Source organism: Aminobacter sp. J41 (genome assembly GCF_000526635.1).
In the GTDB taxonomy this organism is placed as follows: domain Bacteria; phylum Pseudomonadota; class Alphaproteobacteria; order Rhizobiales; family Rhizobiaceae; genus Aerobium.
In genome coordinates, this window is record NZ_JAGL01000014.1 from 26,209 (window position 1) to 43,313 (window position 17,105).

14 protein-coding genes are annotated in these 17,105 nt (G+C 65.9%); 7 read left to right on the plus strand and 7 right to left on the minus strand.

The window, feature by feature from the left end:
* Positions 1-27 precede the first annotated feature (27 nt).
* Genes L630_RS0111240 through L630_RS0111255 form a run of 4 tightly spaced genes read left to right on the plus strand, consistent with a single transcriptional unit; the run spans position 28 to position 2,946 of the window.
* A complete protein-coding gene (locus L630_RS0111240; protein WP_024848355.1) occupies positions 28-618 on the plus strand; it encodes an ECF transporter S component in 591 nt (196 codons plus the stop codon).
* On the plus strand, positions 619-1,383 hold the full coding sequence (locus L630_RS0111245; RefSeq protein ID WP_024848356.1) for an energy-coupling factor transporter transmembrane component T: 765 nt from the start codon (positions 619-621) through the stop codon (positions 1,381-1,383).
* A complete protein-coding gene (locus L630_RS0111250; protein WP_024848357.1) occupies positions 1,371-2,210 on the plus strand; it encodes an energy-coupling factor ABC transporter ATP-binding protein in 840 nt (279 codons plus the stop codon). The genes L630_RS0111245 and L630_RS0111250 overlap by 13 nt, the downstream gene beginning before the upstream one ends.
* On the plus strand, positions 2,197-2,946 hold the full coding sequence (locus L630_RS0111255; RefSeq protein ID WP_024848358.1) for an ABC transporter ATP-binding protein: 750 nt from the start codon (positions 2,197-2,199) through the stop codon (positions 2,944-2,946). Before L630_RS0111250 ends, L630_RS0111255 begins: the two co-directional genes overlap by 14 nt.
* A 22-nt stretch (positions 2,947-2,968) precedes the next feature.
* On the opposite strand, the gene L630_RS0111260 is transcribed toward L630_RS0111255, so the two are convergent.
* Positions 2,969-3,409, minus strand: coding sequence for a type II toxin-antitoxin system VapC family toxin (locus L630_RS0111260; protein WP_024848359.1), 441 nt, complete (start codon positions 3,407-3,409; stop codon positions 2,969-2,971).
* Positions 3,410-3,705: 296 nt separating this feature from the next.
* Positions 3,706-3,945, minus strand: a complete 240-nt coding sequence (locus tag L630_RS0111265) for a type II toxin-antitoxin system Phd/YefM family antitoxin (RefSeq protein WP_024848360.1) — start codon at positions 3,943-3,945, stop codon at positions 3,706-3,708.
* A gap of 148 nt (positions 3,946-4,093) precedes the next feature.
* Here L630_RS0111265 and L630_RS0111270 point away from each other — a divergent pair, with 148 nt between their 5' ends.
* Positions 4,094-4,360, plus strand: coding sequence for a WGR domain-containing protein (locus tag L630_RS0111270; protein WP_024848361.1), 267 nt, complete (start codon positions 4,094-4,096; stop codon positions 4,358-4,360).
* A gap of 1,172 nt (positions 4,361-5,532) precedes the next feature.
* Here L630_RS0111270 and repC read toward each other — a convergent pair.
* From repC to L630_RS0111310, 5 genes are all read right to left on the minus strand, one after another.
* Positions 5,533-7,137: a plasmid replication protein RepC gene (gene repC, locus L630_RS22190; RefSeq protein WP_024848363.1), complete on the minus strand. Its 1,605-nt coding sequence runs from the start codon at positions 7,135-7,137 to the stop codon at positions 5,533-5,535.
* A 222-nt stretch (positions 7,138-7,359) separates the two neighbouring features.
* Positions 7,360-8,406 (minus strand): plasmid partitioning protein RepB, encoded by a 1,047-nt coding sequence (gene repB, locus L630_RS0111295; RefSeq protein ID WP_024848364.1) that lies wholly within the window; start codon positions 8,404-8,406, stop codon positions 7,360-7,362.
* Positions 8,407-8,515: 109 nt separating this feature from the next.
* Positions 8,516-9,727, minus strand: coding sequence for a plasmid partitioning protein RepA (gene repA, locus L630_RS0111300; protein ID WP_024848365.1), 1,212 nt, complete (start codon positions 9,725-9,727; stop codon positions 8,516-8,518).
* 2,052 nt (positions 9,728-11,779) lie between these two features.
* Complete coding sequence (locus tag L630_RS0111305; RefSeq protein WP_034330034.1) at positions 11,780-13,381, minus strand: heme peroxidase family protein; 1,602 nt, start codon at positions 13,379-13,381, stop codon at positions 11,780-11,782.
* A 1,115-nt stretch (positions 13,382-14,496) separates the two neighbouring features.
* Positions 14,497-14,676, minus strand: a complete 180-nt coding sequence (locus L630_RS0111310) for a hypothetical protein (RefSeq protein WP_024848367.1) — start codon at positions 14,674-14,676, stop codon at positions 14,497-14,499.
* A 483-nt stretch (positions 14,677-15,159) separates the two neighbouring features.
* On the opposite strand from L630_RS0111310, the gene L630_RS0111315 reads away from it, so the two are divergent.
* Together L630_RS0111315 and L630_RS0111320 are read left to right on the plus strand one after the other, a co-directional pair.
* On the plus strand, positions 15,160-16,275 hold the full coding sequence (locus L630_RS0111315; protein ID WP_024848368.1) for a cation diffusion facilitator family transporter: 1,116 nt from the start codon (positions 15,160-15,162) through the stop codon (positions 16,273-16,275).
* Entirely contained in the window at positions 16,272-16,592 is a 321-nt protein-coding gene (locus L630_RS0111320) for a metalloregulator ArsR/SmtB family transcription factor (RefSeq protein ID WP_024848369.1), read from the plus strand. Before L630_RS0111315 ends, L630_RS0111320 begins: the two co-directional genes overlap by 4 nt.
* Positions 16,593-17,105 lie beyond the last annotated feature (513 nt).

The following is a 17,105-nucleotide window of genomic DNA, read 5'->3' on the forward strand; positions in this document are numbered from 1 at the left end:
GCTCATGAAACAGGAGGGGGAAACATCATGGCAAGCAGCACGACCAGGCTTTTTGAAACGCGCGTTCTTTCGCTGATCGCGGTCGCGATCGTCATCAACATCGTCGGCAACCAGATCAACGATCTTGTCCGGCTGCCGATCTTCCTCGACTCGATCGGCACGGTACTTGTCGGCGTGCTGGCGGGCCCGCTCGCCGGCGGCGTGACGGGGCTGCTCACCAACCTGATTCTCGGGCTGATCGTGTCGCCGGTGGCGGCCGCATTCGCCCCGGTCGCCATCGTCATCGGCGTGGTCGCCGGCCTGATGGCCCGCGCCGGCTGGTTCCGCACCTGGTGGCAGGCGGCGGTTACCGGCGTCGTGATCGCCGCGGCGCTGACGCTGGTTGCCGTGCCGATCCGCATCTACATGTTCGGCGGCGTGACCGGCTCTGGCGCCGACTTCATCGTCGGCTACCTGTCGAGCGTCGGCCAGACGCTGTTCAGCTCGGTCGCGCTCACCGTGTTCGGGACCAACGTCGCCGACAAGGTGATAACCGCGCTCATCGTCTGGGCGCTGGTGCGGCAGCTGCCCCAACGGCTCACCGCCGGCTATGGGCACCTGCAGTACAGCCGGGCCTAGATGCGGTCCTGGTCGATCCACCGGCCTGGCTCGAGCGCGCTGCACCGCGCCAATCCGCTGACGAAGCTCGCCGCATTGCTTCTGCTTGCGGCGCTGCTTTTCGTGCTGCCGTGGCCGGGTGCGTGGGCCGGCACCCTGCTTCTCTTGACGGCGGCCTTCGGCTTGCACATCGGCGGCGTGGTGCTGCGGCGCTACCTCGTGCTCGCGACACCGTTCCTCATCGCCGTCTTCATCTTCCACGGCCTGATCGTCGACCGGCCGGACCGCATGCCGCTCGCCGCCTTCCTGTCATACAGCCAGGAGGGCCTGACCTATGCGGCGGTGCTTGGCGGGCGGATCTCGCTGATGCTGGCGGGCTCGCTCCTGTTCGTTGCCACGACGCATCCGGCGGCGCTGCTGCGCTCGCTCGACGTCGCCCGTATGCCGCCGGGGCTTTCCTTCCTGCTGGCGAGCCCACTGCTGCTGATCGACGAGTTCACCAAGCGCGCCGGCGCGATCCGCGATGCACAGCAGGCGCGCGGCATGCGCGTCAACACGTTTTCCGACCGGCTACGCGCGCTCCGGCTGCTCACCCTGCCGCTGGTCACGCTCGCGCTGGCCGATGCGCAGGAACGGTCCGGCGTGCTCAACGCGCGCGCGTTCCGTGCCTTTCCGCGCCGCGCCGTCCTGTCGCCGCCGCCGGATACGGCGCTTGAGCGGCGCCTGCGCCACGCGCTGGTTGCCGCATCGGTGCTTCTCGTGGGTTGCGCGCTTTGGCTGCGATAGCCGTCTCTGACCTCACCTTTGCCTTTGGCGACAAGCGGGTGCTCGAGAATGTCAGCCTCGAGGTGCGGGCAGGTGCGCGCCTTGCAATTCTCGGCGGTAATGGCAGCGGCAAGACGACGCTCGCGCATTTCCTCGCCGGCTGGCTGCCGGACGGGCGGCCGCATCAGGGCACGGTGACCTGCGACGGCAGGCCATGGGCCGAATGGAGCCTTGCCGAGCGCGCCTGCGCGGTGCAGCTGGGCGGGCAGGTGCCGGTCCGGCATCTTTCCGGGCGCGCCTTCACCGTGCGCGAGGAGATTGCCTTTGGACCCGAAAACCTCAACCTGCCGCTCGCCGAAATCCGGGAGCGCACCGAAAGGGCGCTGGCGCAGTGCCGGCTCGAACAGCTGGCCGAGCGCGATCCGTTCACGCTGTCCGGCGGCGAGCAGCAGCGGCTGGTCATCGCCGCCGCGCTTGCGCTGGAACCGCGTTTTCTCATCCTCGACGAGCCGCTGACGAACCTCGATCCCGAAGCGCGCGAGCATGTGCTTTCGCTGCTTCTGTCGCTGCCGAGGGACCGGGCCGTGGTGCTGTTCGAGACGAGCCCCGACGCCGCGCTCGCCTTTGCCGAGGAATTCGTGCTCCTCGACAGCGGCAGGATCGCCGCTCATGGCAGCGCGCGCGACGTTCTTCTGCATGGCGATGCCGTCCGCACGCTCGGCCTGCCCTCGATCCCCCGAGCCTGCCGGGAACTTGGCCTGTTTGGCGAACTTGCCGACAGCGAGCTGCCACTGTCGCTCGACGAGGCAAAAGGGCTCATCAGGGGAGCGGCGGATGCTCGTCGTTGAAGATGTTTCCTTTGCCTATCCGGGCTCACCGCCCCTGTTCGAGCATCTTTCGCTCAGGGCCGGCGCAGGCGAAATCATCGCCGTGGTTGGCCGAAACGGCGCGGGCAAGAGCACCTTCCTGCGGCTCCTCAACGGCTTGCTGCGCCCGGACCGCGGCGCGATCTTCGCGGCCGGCACGCCGACGGCAAAGCTGAAGATCAACGAGATCGCCGCGCTGGTGGGTACGCTGTTCCAGACGCCGGAGCAGCAGCTTTTCGCCGGCACCGCGCAGGAAGAAGTGCGCTTCGGGCCGCTCCAGTTCGGGCTGGACAAGGACGTAGCGGAACGCCGCGTCGAAGCCGCGCTGCGTCGCTGCGGGCTTGAGGGGAGCGGCTCGGTGCATCCGCTCGACCTCGGCTATGCCGAGCGTCGCTTCGTCGCGCTCGCATCGGTGCTGGTCAACCAGCCGCGGATCCTGCTGCTCGACGAGCCGCAGCGCGGCCTCGACCGGATCTGGCTCGGTCGGCTCGAAACGATCATCCGCGAGGAGCGGGAGGCTGGCCGGGCGATCATCCTCGTCTGTCACGATATGGACTTCGTGCTGCGCAATGCGTCGGCTGTCCTTGCCCTCGGCGCCGGCCACCCGCGCCTCATGGAGACCGGCGCCTTCTTCCGCGACAGAGATCTTGTCGCGCAAGCGAGCGTCACCATGCCCGCGCGATTGCAGCTGGAGGCGTTGCTGGCGGACCGTCCCTGACCGCGCTCTTCGCCGCCCTCCCCTACCCCGGCAGCTTCGGCAATTGCGCAAACGGATCGACGCACCGCGCTCCCAGGGGTGCGAAGTGGCGAAGGTTGCGGGTGAGGACCACAAGATCGTGCGCGCGGGCGGTGGCGGCAATTGCGATATCCTCGAAGCCCGGCTGGTGCGCGCGGGCATGGTCGATGATCGCGCCGGCCTCTGCCGCGCATTTCAGGTCGAACGGCAGGATGCGCTCGCCATAAATGTACTCGATCGCCGACCACCAGTCGGCGAGCCGCGCGGCCTTCGTCGTTGCACCCTCGCGCTCGGCCTTGGCGATCCCGGCGCGCACTTCCGCCGCCGTGATGACCGAGAGATAGAGCCACGGACTCGCCCGGTCGAGCCACTCGACCAACTCCGGCGCCCCCTCGCGCTTTGACGGCGCAAGCGCAGAAATCACATTCGTATCAACAAGATACATCTTTTCACCTGGCCGTCAGGAGGAGTTGGTTGGTGGGTGGTAGGGCGACGTGTTTTCAGGGGGTGATCGTACTGCAAGAGCCGTCCGGAGCCCCCTCTCTCGACCAATTCGGCCAATGCCTCGGGTCTCTCTAGACCTCAACGGTTCGCCTCAAATGGCGTGGCACGGCTTCCTCGCGCCGGTCCGGGCATCGCGAAAGCGGATGAGAAACGCGCGGGCTTTCGTGGCAATTTTTGGCGACCGATGGACAGCGAAGCCTGGAGCCGAAAGCATGAGCCGAGGTCAGCCTCGCCCGCCTAAAACTCGCTTTCCCGCGTGCCGCGTCCGCGATCCGGCAACTCGTCGCCCTCGCCGGGGAAGGCGGCAAGCAGCCGGCCGAGGCTCGGCAGCTGCGACAGCTTCTGATACTCCTCGAACGAAAGCACCACGGCCTCCTTGCGGCCATGGCGGGTGATGATCGCCGGATTGCCGCGCACCGCCTGGTCGACGACGGCCGAGAACGTCGCCTTGGCTTCCTTGAGCTGGATCTCGCGCATGGCGCGCCTCCTTGTGACTACTGTGGTCATATATAGCGCACGTGGTGCGCGCTCACAAGCCGATGCATCAGCGGCCTGAATCGGTCGCGCCCGACTGATTCATCCTTTGCGTTGGACGAGGCGCGCTTCGCCGCGCAACCTTGCGCGCATGACCATCCCCTCCCCTCTCCTCCTCTACCGTGAGGACGCCGCGCGCAACATGGCGCGGTTCTATCACCTGTCGATCGAGCCGACGCTGTTCGGCGAGGTCGCGCTCGTCCGCGCCTGGGGCCGGATCGGCACGCGCGGGCGCCAGATGCTCGAATTTCACGACGGCGAAGCCGAAGCCCGCCGCGCCTTCGAAAAATGGGCGCGCCGCAAGCGCCAAAGGGGCTATTCGATGCATTTTCGACAAGAGGAAGAAGAACACGGTTAATGAGTTGATATTCTTTCCATTTTTCTCCCGATCGTGGCCATTTTCTCGGCAAAACACGCGCTCTCTCGTCGAGCAAATTTTTGCGTGCCGTATCGCTGGACGTTCTGCTCGACGACAGACGCGGTTTTTGAGGGGCAGTTTTGGACCTTAAACTGTCTTGATGAGGTGAAGTCTGCGCGCCCCCGCCACCGTTTTGTCCGGGCGAAACGTTCAGGCATGGACCCTCGGGTCAAGCCCGAGGGTGACGAAGGGGGAGACGTGAGTGTCAACCTTGATGCGTCAGCACGCTCTGCTGACCAGGGTGATGTCCGCGCGGATGGAGCCTCATCGAGGATCCTCCCCTGCGAAGCGGGGGAGGTGTCGCCGAAGGCGACGGAGGGGGCGTCGTAAAGCGCGGGCGCCGACGTTCGACCCCAACCGTCCTAAGCCGCCCGGTCCTCTGAGCCGTTCTTGCGGTGCCTTTGACAGGCCTCATCCGCCCCCTTCGGCGACCACTGGCAACGGTCCGCCCTGCCGTATCTGGCGCTGATTTTTCCATCTTCGTCACCCTCGGGCTTGACCAGAGGGTCCATGCCGGAACCTTGCCGCCCCACCGACGGTGGGAGACTGAAAGACCTGACACCCTCTGCCCGATCGCGCGTTCGCCCACGCCTCGCTCCATGAGCCCCCTCCACCACCTTCGGTGGTCCCCCTCCCCCATAAATGGGGGAGGATCCGGGTGTGCCGGGGTGGATGAGCAGCGCCACGTCTCACACTTAGCCTCCTTGGCAAGGTGGCACACACGCTAATGACGCCACCTGCAGAGGATCCTCCCCTGCGAAGCGGGGGAGGTGTCGCCGAAGGCGACGAAGGGGGCGTCGTAGAGCGCGAGCGGCAACAACATTTCTCCCTTCGTCACCCTCGGGCTTGACCCGAGGGTCCATGCCGGAACCTTGCCGCCCACGCCGGCGGCGGAAGACTGGAAGACCTGACGCCTCCTGCCCGATTGCGCGCGTTCGCCCACGCCTCGCTCCATGAGCCCCCTCCACCACCTTCGGTGGTTCCCCTCCCCCATAAATGGGGGATCCGGGGGGAGCGGACTGCAAGGACGGTCAAGGGCCTCTGGAGAAGCCTCTGGCAATGGCCTGGCGCTGTCGCCTCGCAATGCCGGCTACACCACCACACCGCGCGTCTCACTCCCCCCCCCCGCCTTCGAGGGCCGCGAGCATCGGCTTGACCGAGAACTTGCCCTGTTCGGCGCGTTCGGTGAGCGCCCGCAGATAGCCGCCTGGCGAGCGGATGTGCTCGGCGCGTTCGAGGATCGCCGCGACGGTTGCGGCGGCGGCTGGCGCGCCCATGGCCTCGCAGGCCCTGCGCCATGCGTCCGGCGAAATGCCCAGCATCGAGCGCACCAGCCCCGCCGTCGTGATCACGTCGCGCCAGCCGGAAATGCCGTCCTTTGCGTAGGTGACGAGCGTCGGGCAGACGCCGAGCAGATAGGCCAGCGGCACCGGCTCGCCCTTGGTTTCAGGTGCGACGCGGGTTTCGGGCGCTGCAGCGGAAACGGATGACGCGACGAACCGGGCGGAAACGTCGAGTATGTCCCGTGGACCGGCGCCGGTGCCGCCGCCAGCAGCCGACGCGAGGCCAGTCGGCACCCCGGCTCCGCTGGTTTCACCCGCAGATCGAGCCTCCACGTGGCTTACTGGGTAAGCACCCTCGGAAGGGCGATCCCCGCTGCCTTCGTCGGTCGGCGCATCATCGTTCGCGTCGGCATCCATCCCGCGACGGGCATCAATCTCAATGCTCAAGCCGTGGGTCATCCCCTCGCGGCCCGACGCAGACCTCGCGCCCCCGCCAGCTTCGCGATCTTTCTCGCTTCCACCACTGGTTGCGCCATCCCGGCCCGCATTCCTTTCCGCCGTTCCAGCGGTTTTCCCGCCTGCTGCGTGCTTCAGCTCTGTTTCGGAGCCTTTTTCAAAAAGATGGTGTGTGTTTGAATTCTGATAGTGCCGCTCGAAACCGGCGTCACTGCCGCTCATTTCTTCATCATCGAGAGCGTCGAGCCATGCCTTTTCGACCCGGGCGCGCAGCGCAACGAGGTCGTCACGGCGCCGTTCAAGCACGGAACGCTCGGCCTGGCGCGACAGGCGGCGGGCAAGCGGCTGCAGCTCGATGAGAAAGCCCTGCCAGTCGCCGGTACGCTTTTCGGCGAGCCCCGCCTCGATCAGCTTGCCGGTGTCGCGGAGGTGGATGGAAATTTCGACGCGCAGCTTTTGCAGCGCTCGCTGCTCCTCGCGTACGGCGTCCGCCGCCGCACAGATCTCGCTGGCGGCGAGCGCCAGCGGCGAGAGATCAAAGCCATAGGCGTCCTCGATCTGGCCGCGGTCGTCGCGGCGGCAATAGCGCTTGCCGTTGGGGCTGTCGCGGCGCAGGATCAGCCCCGCCTCGACCAGCGCGGCGATGTGCCGGCGCAAGGTCGCGTCCGCCATGCCGCGGCTGCGCAGCGAAAGCTCCGCATTCGACGGGAACACGACGATCGGCTGCGAGCCATCGAGCTCGCGCGGCGTGTGGAAGCTCAAGAGCGCGTCGAGCACCACCAGGGTGCGGTCGGACAGGCCGAAGGCCGCGCGTGCTTCGGAAAGCGCGCGCATCAGCTGCCACTTGTCGGCGCGGCCGGTGTCGTTGCCGCCTTGCTTGAGGGCATTGCGCTTGCGTTCGACGTCTTCTCGCCGCCGAAAATCGGCCGCAGAAACCCGCCCGCCGCCGAATGGCGTCGTTGCAAAATGCTCCGTCATCTGAATTCACCTCATTCCGAGGCACAGAAATCCGTGGCCGGAACGCACCGACGCCTTGACAGCGAGTCGCGGAAGTGATTCTTTCAGATCGCTACATCGAAAAGGGGCTTCCGGGATGGTGACGTTCTGGGGGCCTTTTTTCTTGCCTGTTTCTCCGTTCGTAGTTTCGTCCTAACGCGGTTCACACTGCCGGGAAGGCGGCGAGCCTGCCCGGGAAATCCTTCACTCCTCCTTCGAGCCGGCCACGAAGGCCGCATGCAGCTCCGGCAGCCGGGCCGCGACATAGTCGGCAAAGCCCTGGCCTGCGGAAGCGGGAATCGTCAGGCGCGCGTTCTTGCCCGCGCGCGCAAGCTCGGCGATGGCAATGCCCGCCTCGCCCTTGATGGTCTTCGGCTTCTCCGCCTTCGGCTTTGCGCCGCGGCCCTGGGCCGAGCGCTGCAGCCGGTCGAACAGGCGCTGGAAGCGCGTGTCGCTGTCGGCGGCGGCAAAGTCTTCCGAAGCGATTTCCTGCGCGGCGAGCCCGGCCTTGTCCTTTTCGAGGAGTTCGCCGAGTTCCAGCCAGCGCGGCCGGCCCGCCTTGGGTGCCGGGCCGATCGCGCGCACGATTGCCGGCGGGATCGCTTCCGCCACCTGGATCAGGCGCGACATTTCCGACTTGTGCACCGAAAGCGCCGCCATCGCGGTTGCGCGATCAAAGCCGTGGTCAACGAGCGTCTTGGCGAAGAAGGCGCGCTCGATGAAGGAGAGGTCACGACGCTCGGCGTTTTCCTTGCCCTGCGCGAGCGCAAGCGCCGCATCGTCGAGCTGGCGCACCACGGCGCGGATTTTCAGGCCAAGCTCGCGCGCCGCCTGGGCGCGGCGGTGGCCATAGGCAAGCTGGTAGTGACCGCTGGCGGCCTTCGCCGGATCTGGATGCGGACGCACCAGCACCGGCACCTGCTGGCCGTGCTCGCGCAGGCTTTCTTTCAGCTCGAGGAATTCGGGGTCATTGACCGCGCCGTCGCTGAGGCGGTCGGCAAAGGGCGAGCGCTCGAGCATGTTGGGGTCGAGCTCGACCACCTGCTCGCCGGCCGCCAGCGCCTCGCGCAGCCGCTTTGCCTCTTCCGCCTCCTGAGACAGCGAGCCGAGCGACAGGCCCATCGCCCGCACCGCAGCCGAGGGCGTGCGCTTGACGGCATCGGCCGCTGGCAGCGGAGCCACCGCTTCCGGGGTCGCCTCCGGCACCTCGCCGGCGAAGAGTGATTTCAGCCTGTCCTTGCGCGCGTTCATAGCAAACCTCCTGCGAGGTCATGATCGCGCAGGCGCGCGACGGGTGGATAAGTCCCCCCGAACTTTTCTGAGCGCACCGCCCGGTTGACAGCTGTCAACTTCGATCCGGTCATGACTTGCGCCCCCAGCTTTGCAGCAGAAGCGCCTCGATCTCGGCGTTCACCGCATTCAGTGCCTCATAGGCGCGGTCGTAGGTGGCGCGGTTGAAATTCTCGCGACCGACCTCGTAGAGCGTCTGCTTGGACAGGCCCGCATCGGAAATCGCCGTCGACTTCAGCATCGGCGCCGTCAGGACCCGCTCGCCGAACTGCGTGCGCAGGAAGCCGGCGATCTGCGTCTGCGGCCCGTCATTCGGCTCATAGCGGGTGATCAAATAGCGCAGGAAGTCGAAGTTGAGCTCGCCGCCCGCCTCACGCACCACCGACAGAAGGTCGGACGTCATGAACAGGAACTGGCTCATCGAGGCGACGTCGAGCATCTGCGGATGCACGGTGACGATGACGGACGTCGCCGCGCACAGCGCCGAGAGCGTCAGGTAACCCAGCTGCGGCGGACAGTCGATGACGACGACGTCGTAGTTTTCCTCGACCGACTGGATGGCCTGCTGTACGCGGGCGAAGAATAGCCCGCCGCCGTCGTCCTCGGTGCGCCGCGCCAGATGCTGCGGCGTGGTGTGCTCGAACTCCTGCAGCTCGAGATTGCCGGGCACGATGTCGAGCCCGTCGAAATAGGTCTTGCGCACGATCGAGGCGAGCGGCACGCGCTCGCCGTCATAGCGGATCGCGCCATAGAGCGTGTCGTTGCCGGTGAGGTCCAGCTCCGGCTGGTAGCCGAACAGCGCCGACAGAGATGCCTGCGGGTCGAGGTCGATCGCAAGCGTGCGATAGCCCTGCAGCGCGAAATACTGCGCAAGATGCGCCGAGGTCGTGGTCTTGCCCGAGCCGCCCTTGAAGTTGGTGATGGCGATCACCTGCAGGTGCTCGCCGGGCTGGCGCCACTTGAGATAGTGCCGCGCCTTGGCCGGCCCCTGGGCGGCGAGATACTGGCGCAGCGCGTTGACGTCGGCGAGCGTGTAGAGGCGGCGCCCGCCGGCGGTCACCTCCGGCACGGGCCCCTCCCCCGAGATCGAGAGCTGGCGCAGGTACCCATCGCTGACGCCGATCAGCCTGGCCGCCTCACCGCTGGTGAAGGGCCGCAGCGTCTTCATGGCGCTCGGCGGAAACAGCCGGCCGCGCAAGGCGGCAAGCTGGGCCGACAGCAATTCCGCATCTGCGGCGATCTGCCGGTCGGCTGGTTGTACCTGAGGTTGAGCGATCGTCATCAACACCGTTCTGCCTGCATGTGCGCGGGTAGCCGAGAATCGCATCGCGACTCGCCCGACGTGATCAATTCTACGCGAAGTTACCAAAACTGACAGCCTGGGGCGCGAGTAACGGAAAAGCCGTGCGATTCACCCGCAATCCGTAGGTACGTTGCGGCAAGCGTCGATTCCCGTCAAGCAATTTAGGGTTAACGGAAATTAACCGGTCTGCAACCGGCGAAGGCGGTTGGGCGGGCGGAGGCGGCGAGCAGGAGGGAGGGAATAGGTGAAGTAGGGGGCTAGGGGCTAGGGGGTGTGAACTTGGGAGCTTGGAAGTTGGGGGCTTGGTCGGCTACGTGCCCAGGGGGGCTGGTGTAATACTCCAAATAGAGTGTCCCCCGGGCCTGCGGTATTGGAAGCAACAGGCGGCGGTGGTGCCGGATGTGAGACCTGCCAACTGTAGGGGGCCCTAGGGATCCGCCACCTTGGCGAGGGATTTAAGGAGCTTCGGGCCGGTCCGGCCCTGTGAAAATTCCGGATGGATCTAACTTTGCGTTGGCTCTCCGCCCCCTTACCCGGCTTGGGCGTCAGAAGCTTCGGCACAGCGCGCGCGTTGGAAGGGCCTTGGGACGTTGGCGACTGCCTGGACGTCGTGTCCCAGCCGCATCACGCTGCGGAGCGGGTTCGGGCGGACACTTTCGCCACCGTCGCACAAGACGCCCCCTCCCCCATGCTTCGCATGGGCCCCTCCCCCGCGTTGCGTGGGAGGATCCTCCGCCGCGTGTGCCATCCACGGCAAGACAGACCGGCCGCGCCGCTGGCGGCAAGCAGTCCGGTTTTTCTTCCCACTGGCACTTCACGCCCCAGCGCGCGGGGCCAAACAGAGCCAGGTCCCGGGGCTGCCGCACGCCCCCTTCTCCGCATCGCAGGGAGGATCCTTTGCCGCATTTGTCATCCGCGTAGAACAGTTCGGCTTCGCCACTGGCGGCGACGCTTCGGGATTCGTTCGAGCATGTTACGCCCTCGCGTGCCGGACCAAGCGGATCGGGTCCGGGGACTGTGCCATACTGCAACGAGAGAGCGAGACGACCATGCCAACGCCTGGACCAAGGACAAGGCCACCGAGAAGGAGAAGGAGGAATCCTTTACCGCGGGAGGCTTCACCAACCGGTGCAGGACCGTCCAAAAATTCGCGCCTTGGATCCTCCCCCATCTATGGGGGAGGGGGACCATGCGAAGCATGGTGGAGGGGGCTCATAGAGCGTGGCCATTTAGATGGGCAAATCGAGAGGTGTCGCCGCCGGGTACGGAACGATTGCCTTCCAGCCGCCCTGCCCGCGCCTTCCCCGCTACGATGTCTACTAGGCGAGGGAGGCAGATACGGGGCTCGACATTTCCGTGTTCGTCATGCCCCGGCTTGACCGGGGCATCCACGCCTGAACGCCTCAGCGCGGCCAGCGTCCGGAGTCTTGGCTCCGAACGCGCGGCGCCGGCTTCGGCCCCGCACTCACCTCTGAGTTGACAGCTGTCAACTCGCCGACCATCCATCAGCTGCAGGTGGAGAGGAGATGTTCAGGCATGGATGCCACGGTCGGGCCGTGGCATGACGAAGAAGGAGAGGCGGTGCCGCGTACATTGGGCGCTCGTCACGTTTGTTCGCGTTGCCGGGGCCGGCGATGCAGGGCAGGCAGGTCGGTCCTGCATGCGTGCCGATACGTCTCCCGCTCCTGTTGCCGCCGGCGGCGCTGACGCCGAGCCGAAGTTGACAGCTGTCAACTTCGCCGGATTGGCTTTTTTTCTCCCCGGCGACGTAGCCTGCGGCCGGCGCTTCCCGTTCCCATAGCTGCCGCAGACTTCCCTGCGACCTTCACGCCAACCCCTCCATCCCTTTTTGTGCACCTCGCCGCCCCGGCGAAAGTTGACAGCTGTCAACTTTTCCCTCGCTCTCTCGCGCCGCGCCGCTGATGTGTCCAGCCGGATAGATATGCCCGACCGCGCAAAACCGAGCAAAGATCGCAGCGGCTTGCACCGCTGCGGTCGCGTCCCCCTGCCTGATCTCGTGTCGTAAAAACCTCAGTCCCCGATCGGATTGATGTCGTTCACGAAGCGCAGCATGTCGACCATCGTGAATTTGCCGGGCTCGGCAGACGGCAGCGTCGGCTTCCAGTTTCTCTCCTGCCACAGGAACGAATTGTGGTCGCCGTGGATCAGGCCGACGAACACTTCCGAGACGATGATGGACCCGACCGGGCCGAGCCGCTTGCCGCCGTGGCGCACCTTGGCCTCCTTGAGGATGTAGTACCAGAGCGGCGTCTTCGTATGCAGGCCCTGCGACTTCGCCGCCGCGCCGTCGGTCGAGCCGTTGCTGTCGGAGGCAACCTCGTCCGGCGTCAGCGGGTCCCTGATCCGCATGCGGGTTGCGACGTCCTGGCCCGAGGGCAGGCCGAGCTTGACGCCGCGCTGGAGGTTGCGCAGGGCAAGGTTGCCGCCGCCGCCCGGCAGGGTGTGCAAAACTTTGGCCAGATGCGGGTCAATGGTGCGCGACGGCGTGGCCTTCATCGGAACGCCCCCGCTGGCGCCAAGGTCGTAGAAGCGGCGCCAGTCGATGATCCAGTTGCTCGGCAGCTTCGCCACCGGGGTTGGGTCCGTCGGCGGGTTGGGCGCAAGGTCGCCGAGAATGCCGCCGGAGAGACCCGAGAAGTCGAACAGCAGCTCGAAGTCCGCGTCGGGAAATACCTTGTTGTGCGGGTACCTCGAACGCACCATGCTGTGCCCGAGCCGGTAGGCGGCCGCCGAAAATTCGATCGGCATGTAGGGCACTTTCCGGAACCGGTAGAACTTGCGCCCGTCATGCAGGATCTTCGCGACCGTGCCCGGCCCCGTCAGCCGCTCCACCCAGTCGTGCAGCACGATCCACTGGTAGTGCCAGGTAACGATCCGCCGCGCCTCCTTGAAAATCTCGCGGGGAGGGGAGGCCGACGTCGCCAGCATGTCGCAGACCGCATTGTGGAACTTCAGGAAGGCGAGATGCGTCTGCGCAACCAGCAGGTTCTCGTCGTTGCGGTGGTCGCCGATCAGCGCGAAGCCTTCCGGGCTGCGCGGCAGGTCGTTATGGAAGTCGCCGGTGATGCCGCCGAACTGCACGTTGATGTTCTTGCCGATCAGCATCTTTGGGCCCGGCTTGTGGCCGTTGTTCGGGTCGCGCGCATAAAGGTGCGGGCTGCCGTCGGGTCCGAGCCCGTAGAGGCAGTCGAGGTCGACCGCGGGCGTGCGGAAATTCTCGATGCCGAGCGGGTCCTTCTCCTTGTCGCCCAGCGAAGTGAGGTCGAGGCTGATGTCGTGATCGACGAACTGGCCGAAATAGGTGAAGCCGGCGGGGATCTTGTCGTTGTCGCCAAGCTCGTTCGCGGCGTTGTCCTCCATCGCCGCGGCCAGCACCTGCAGTTTGGCATCGGGAACGACGAGCGGATCGAGCCGGAACATGCGCCCGAACATGCCGGGATCGCGGTTCCCCGAAAGCGCATCGAGCAGTTCGCGGGTGGGATGCCGGCCAGCTTCACCGTGGCCGGGCGTGACCTTGATGGCATTCGAGGCGGCGGCGGGCCTTGCTTCGAGGCTGGCGACCGTTTTGGCGAACGTCGTGGCCGCCGCCGCGGACTTGGGCTTGAGGGACATGCATGTGACTCCTCTCCGTGCATCGAGCGCGCGCTCGACACGTTAGGCCTCCCGCCGTGTCTGGTCGTGGATATGCTCTGCCGGCCTTCTCGGCTCAGCTCTTTCAGGATGTTCGGTGCGACAGAACATGCTGCCCGGGCCAGAGCATAAATCGAAGAGGCATCCCCCCGCGACCCGAGCGAACGATCTAGGGCAATAGATCGAAGGATTGGCTAGGGAAATAGATCGAAGGGTTGGGGCGGAATGTTTAGCGGGCGCACCACTGCCGCTCTCCGATCAGGCCCAGCCAGCTTCGCGCCCTACAAGCCCCCTCGGGCGCTTCGCGCCACCTCCCCCGCACTGCGGGGGAGGATCCGCGTCGGCGCAGAGGGAAATGAAGCGCTCCAACGGCCACCGGTTACGTGCCGCAACGAATACCCCGGCTCGCGGATGCCCTGCCGAGACGACCCGTCTCAAACCGCCGAAGGGTGGACGGGGCATTGCAGCAGGCACGGCCTCAGGATCCTCCCCCACGGAGTGGGGGAGGGGGACCATGCGAAGCATGGTGGAGGGGGCTGACGGAGTGCGACGGGTGAGGTTTGTGCTGAAGGGTGGCCTGACTGAGTTGGAAGCGCCACGTCACGGTTACATCGTTCCGTCCAAATCCATGGCCCACAAGGACGATCTTCCCGCTCTCAAACCAGGCCCGGAACCCTACCCGCTCTACGAGCCCCCTCCGGCGCTTCGCGCCACCTCCCCCGCGCTGCGGGGGAGGATCCGAGTCGGCGCAGAAGGAAATGGCGGGCTCCACCGGCAAAAGGTGTCGACGCCGAGGGTGAGATGGTGCATTTCCACCTCGTCATGCCCGTGCTCGCCACGGGCATCCATGCCTGAACGGTGAAGCCGACGCGACCGCGCAGAACCGCCGTCTTGCCAGTATCGGTTCACCACCGCCGCCGGTCCCTTGCAGACGTTCCGGCATGGATCCCCAGCTCGCGCCCGCTTCGCGGGCTTGGCGGGGATGACGATGGAGACACCGCAAATTCACGACGGGTCCGCGTATCCGCGACCAGGTCCAGCGTTAGGGTAGCTCCGGGTCCGACTGGATCCAAACCCCAACCGTTCCGGCCCCCGCGCTAGTCGCGGTTGCGGACCATGTGGCTGATCGCGGAGACGTTGTCGGCGTCGACGCAGCTCGGGAGGACCTGGTTGCCTTCCCTGCGCTGGTTCTCCTGAAGGGTCAGGAGGAAGCGGCCGCACTTGACGCAGAAGTGGGTAGTCGTGTCGATCTCATGCTCGAAGAAATGGTATGTCATCACGTCCTGCTTTCGCCGGCCGCCGGGTCCTCCAACCGCGCGCCGGATGCTCCTACCGAAACGCGATTTACAGGAACGCGTTCCCCCGCGCACGGCGTCGTGATGTCCCACACCAGAAAGTGGCAGGGGATGCTGAAGCTGCGGGTTAGGGGGCGGAGCTCAGGCGACAACTCCCGGCATGGCGTAGCTCTAGCCGGTTATGGGCACGGCAGGGCAGGGCAGGGGAGGGGAGGGGAGGTGCTGACCGGCAAGAAAGGTGCCAGGCAGGGAGCAGATCAGCAGCCGGCGCTGCAAGTCATCGGTTTGCTCCGCCTGCTCGGCGGCTGCATCCGAAAACACTTTCAGCGTCGCCAGCCTCCAACCCTCTCAGCGGCTTTTTCTCCCGTTTCATCCCGCGTCCGTAGCTCGATTTCTCGTCCACCATCCCAGTTGACTCCTAAAATATGAATACGTCTTCATATGTCATTCATATGGAGCTTCCCGATGGCGCACGAGCACGCCCACCATTCGCATCACGATCATTCCCACGCCCCTGAAGTCTCGGCCGCGAACGAACGCAAGGTGCTGATCTCACTCGTCCTGATCGCGACCTTCATGGTGGTCGAGGTCGCGGGCGGGCTGATTTCCGGCTCGCTGGCGCTGATTGCCGATGCCGGGCACATGCTGACCGACGCCGCGGCGCTCGCGCTCGCCTATGTCGCGTTCCGGCTTGGCCGCCGCGCCGCTGACCAGCGCCGCACCTTCGGCTATGCGCGGCTCGAGGTCGTCGCAGGCTTCGTCAACGCGCTGACGCTGTTCGCGATCATCTTCTGGATCCTCTACGAGGCGTGGCAGCGCTTTCAGGAGCCCTACGAAATCCTCGCCGGACCGATGCTGGGTGTGGCGGTCGCGGGGCTCGCGGTCAATCTGCTCGTCATCTGGATTCTGACGCGGGGCGACGCCGAGCACGTCAACATCCGCGGCGCGCTGCTGCACGCGATCGGCGACCTGCTCGGCTCGGTCGGCGCCGTCGGCGCGGCGATCGTGATCGCCTACACCGGCTGGACGCCGATCGACCCGATCCTGTCGGTGCTGGTCGCGCTGCTGATCCTGCGCAGCGCCTGGAAGCTGATGAAGGCCTCGCTCCACATCCTGCTCGAGGGCGCGCCGGAGGGCGTGAGCGCCGAGGCGATCACGGCCGAACTCGGCGCGCTGCCTGGCGTTGCCGGCGTGCGCCACGTCCATGTCTGGTCGCTCACCTCCGGCCGGGCGCTGGCGACGCTCCACGTCGCGCCGCAGAACGAAGCAGAGGCGCGGCAGGTGCAGGCGGCGGTCGAGGACGCGCTGCGCGACCACTTCGGCATCGACCACGCCACCGTCGCGATCGACTGGGGGAGGGGAGGGGACTGCCCGCTGGCGGATGGCGAGGCGCATGGGCATGAGCATCATGGGCATGATCATGCCCGACATGCCGGTTGCGGCCACGACCACGACGCCGGGCGTCCGCACGCGCACGACGGGCCCGCCAGGGCAGAACATGCCCACGACCACGATACCGCCGACCACGTGGCGGAGCATCCCACTGTTTCCCGGAACTCCAACGGCGGAGAGACGCGATGACCGCCGAAAACAGTCTGTCGATTCAGGAAGTCGGCATCCTCGCCGAAACCTTCCGGCTGCTGGGCGATCCCACGCGTCTGCGTATTCTCTTTTATTGTCTCGGCGGACCGAAGGCGGTTGGCGACATCGCCGAGAGCCTCGGACTATCGCAGACGCTGGTTAGCCATCACCTCAGGCTCCTGCGCGCCGCGCGGCTTGTAAAGGGCGAACGGCAATCCAAGCACGTCTTCTACCAGCTCGCCGACAGCCACGTCAGCGACATGCTGACCGACATGGCAACCCACCTGCGCGAGGAAGAGCATGAGCATGGGGAGTAGGGGAGGAGCTTAGGGGCTTAGGGGCTTAAGGGCTTAAGGGCTTAAGGGCTTAAGGGCTTAAGGATACTATTCGAGCAGGAGAGGGGAGCTATGTCATTGCTCCTGTTTTTGTTTTTTGATGCCTCCTCATGTTCCCCGAAGCCTCAGCACGTAAAGCGTGCGCTTTCGGTGATCAATTGTCTCAATATGCGCCAGCAAAGCCCGACTGGCTTCATGCACGATAATGTTGCCTTATCGGGCCTTGTGTCATGGACGCGATTTTCGCGGGCCCGCGCGAGTTATCGGCCGCACACGTCGGTTCTTCACGGGAAGCGCGAGCAGGCGCGCCGGAAAGGCTACAGGCGCAGTTGAGAGTCCCGAGTTGGCTGCGCCCCTAAAGGGGCCCCATCAAATGCTCGGCGACGACGAGGCTGACGAAGGGAGAGGGGAGAGGGGAGAGGGGAGAGGGGAGAGGAAGGGGAAGCGGGAGGAAAAGTACAGCCGCATCAGACGCTGATCCGGCTCCGCCGGCCC

Coding starts and splice junctions, on each gene's coding strand:
- L630_RS0111240 (WP_024848355.1), top strand. CDS start 28: ATGGCAAGCAGCACGACCAGGCTTTTTGAAACGCGCGTTCTTTCGCTG.
- L630_RS0111245 (WP_024848356.1), top strand. CDS start 619: ATGCGGTCCTGGTCGATCCACCGGCCTGGCTCGAGCGCGCTGCACCGC.
- L630_RS0111255 (WP_024848358.1), top strand. CDS start 2,197: ATGCTCGTCGTTGAAGATGTTTCCTTTGCCTATCCGGGCTCACCGCCC.
- L630_RS0111260 (WP_024848359.1), bottom strand. CDS start 3,409: ATGTATCTTGTTGATACGAATGTGATTTCTGCGCTTGCGCCGTCAAAG.
- L630_RS0111265 (WP_024848360.1), bottom strand. CDS start 3,945: ATGCGCGAGATCCAGCTCAAGGAAGCCAAGGCGACGTTCTCGGCCGTC.
- L630_RS0111270 (WP_024848361.1), top strand. CDS start 4,094: ATGACCATCCCCTCCCCTCTCCTCCTCTACCGTGAGGACGCCGCGCGC.
- repC (WP_024848363.1), bottom strand. CDS start 7,137: ATGACGGAGCATTTTGCAACGACGCCATTCGGCGGCGGGCGGGTTTCT.
- repB (WP_024848364.1), bottom strand. CDS start 8,406: ATGAACGCGCGCAAGGACAGGCTGAAATCACTCTTCGCCGGCGAGGTG.
- repA (WP_024848365.1), bottom strand. CDS start 9,727: ATGACGATCGCTCAACCTCAGGTACAACCAGCCGACCGGCAGATCGCC.
- L630_RS0111305 (WP_034330034.1), bottom strand. CDS start 13,381: ATGTCCCTCAAGCCCAAGTCCGCGGCGGCGGCCACGACGTTCGCCAAA.
- L630_RS0111310 (WP_024848367.1), bottom strand. CDS start 14,676: ATGACATACCATTTCTTCGAGCATGAGATCGACACGACTACCCACTTC.
- L630_RS0111315 (WP_024848368.1), top strand. CDS start 15,160: ATGGCGCACGAGCACGCCCACCATTCGCATCACGATCATTCCCACGCC.
- L630_RS0111320 (WP_024848369.1), top strand. CDS start 16,272: ATGACCGCCGAAAACAGTCTGTCGATTCAGGAAGTCGGCATCCTCGCC.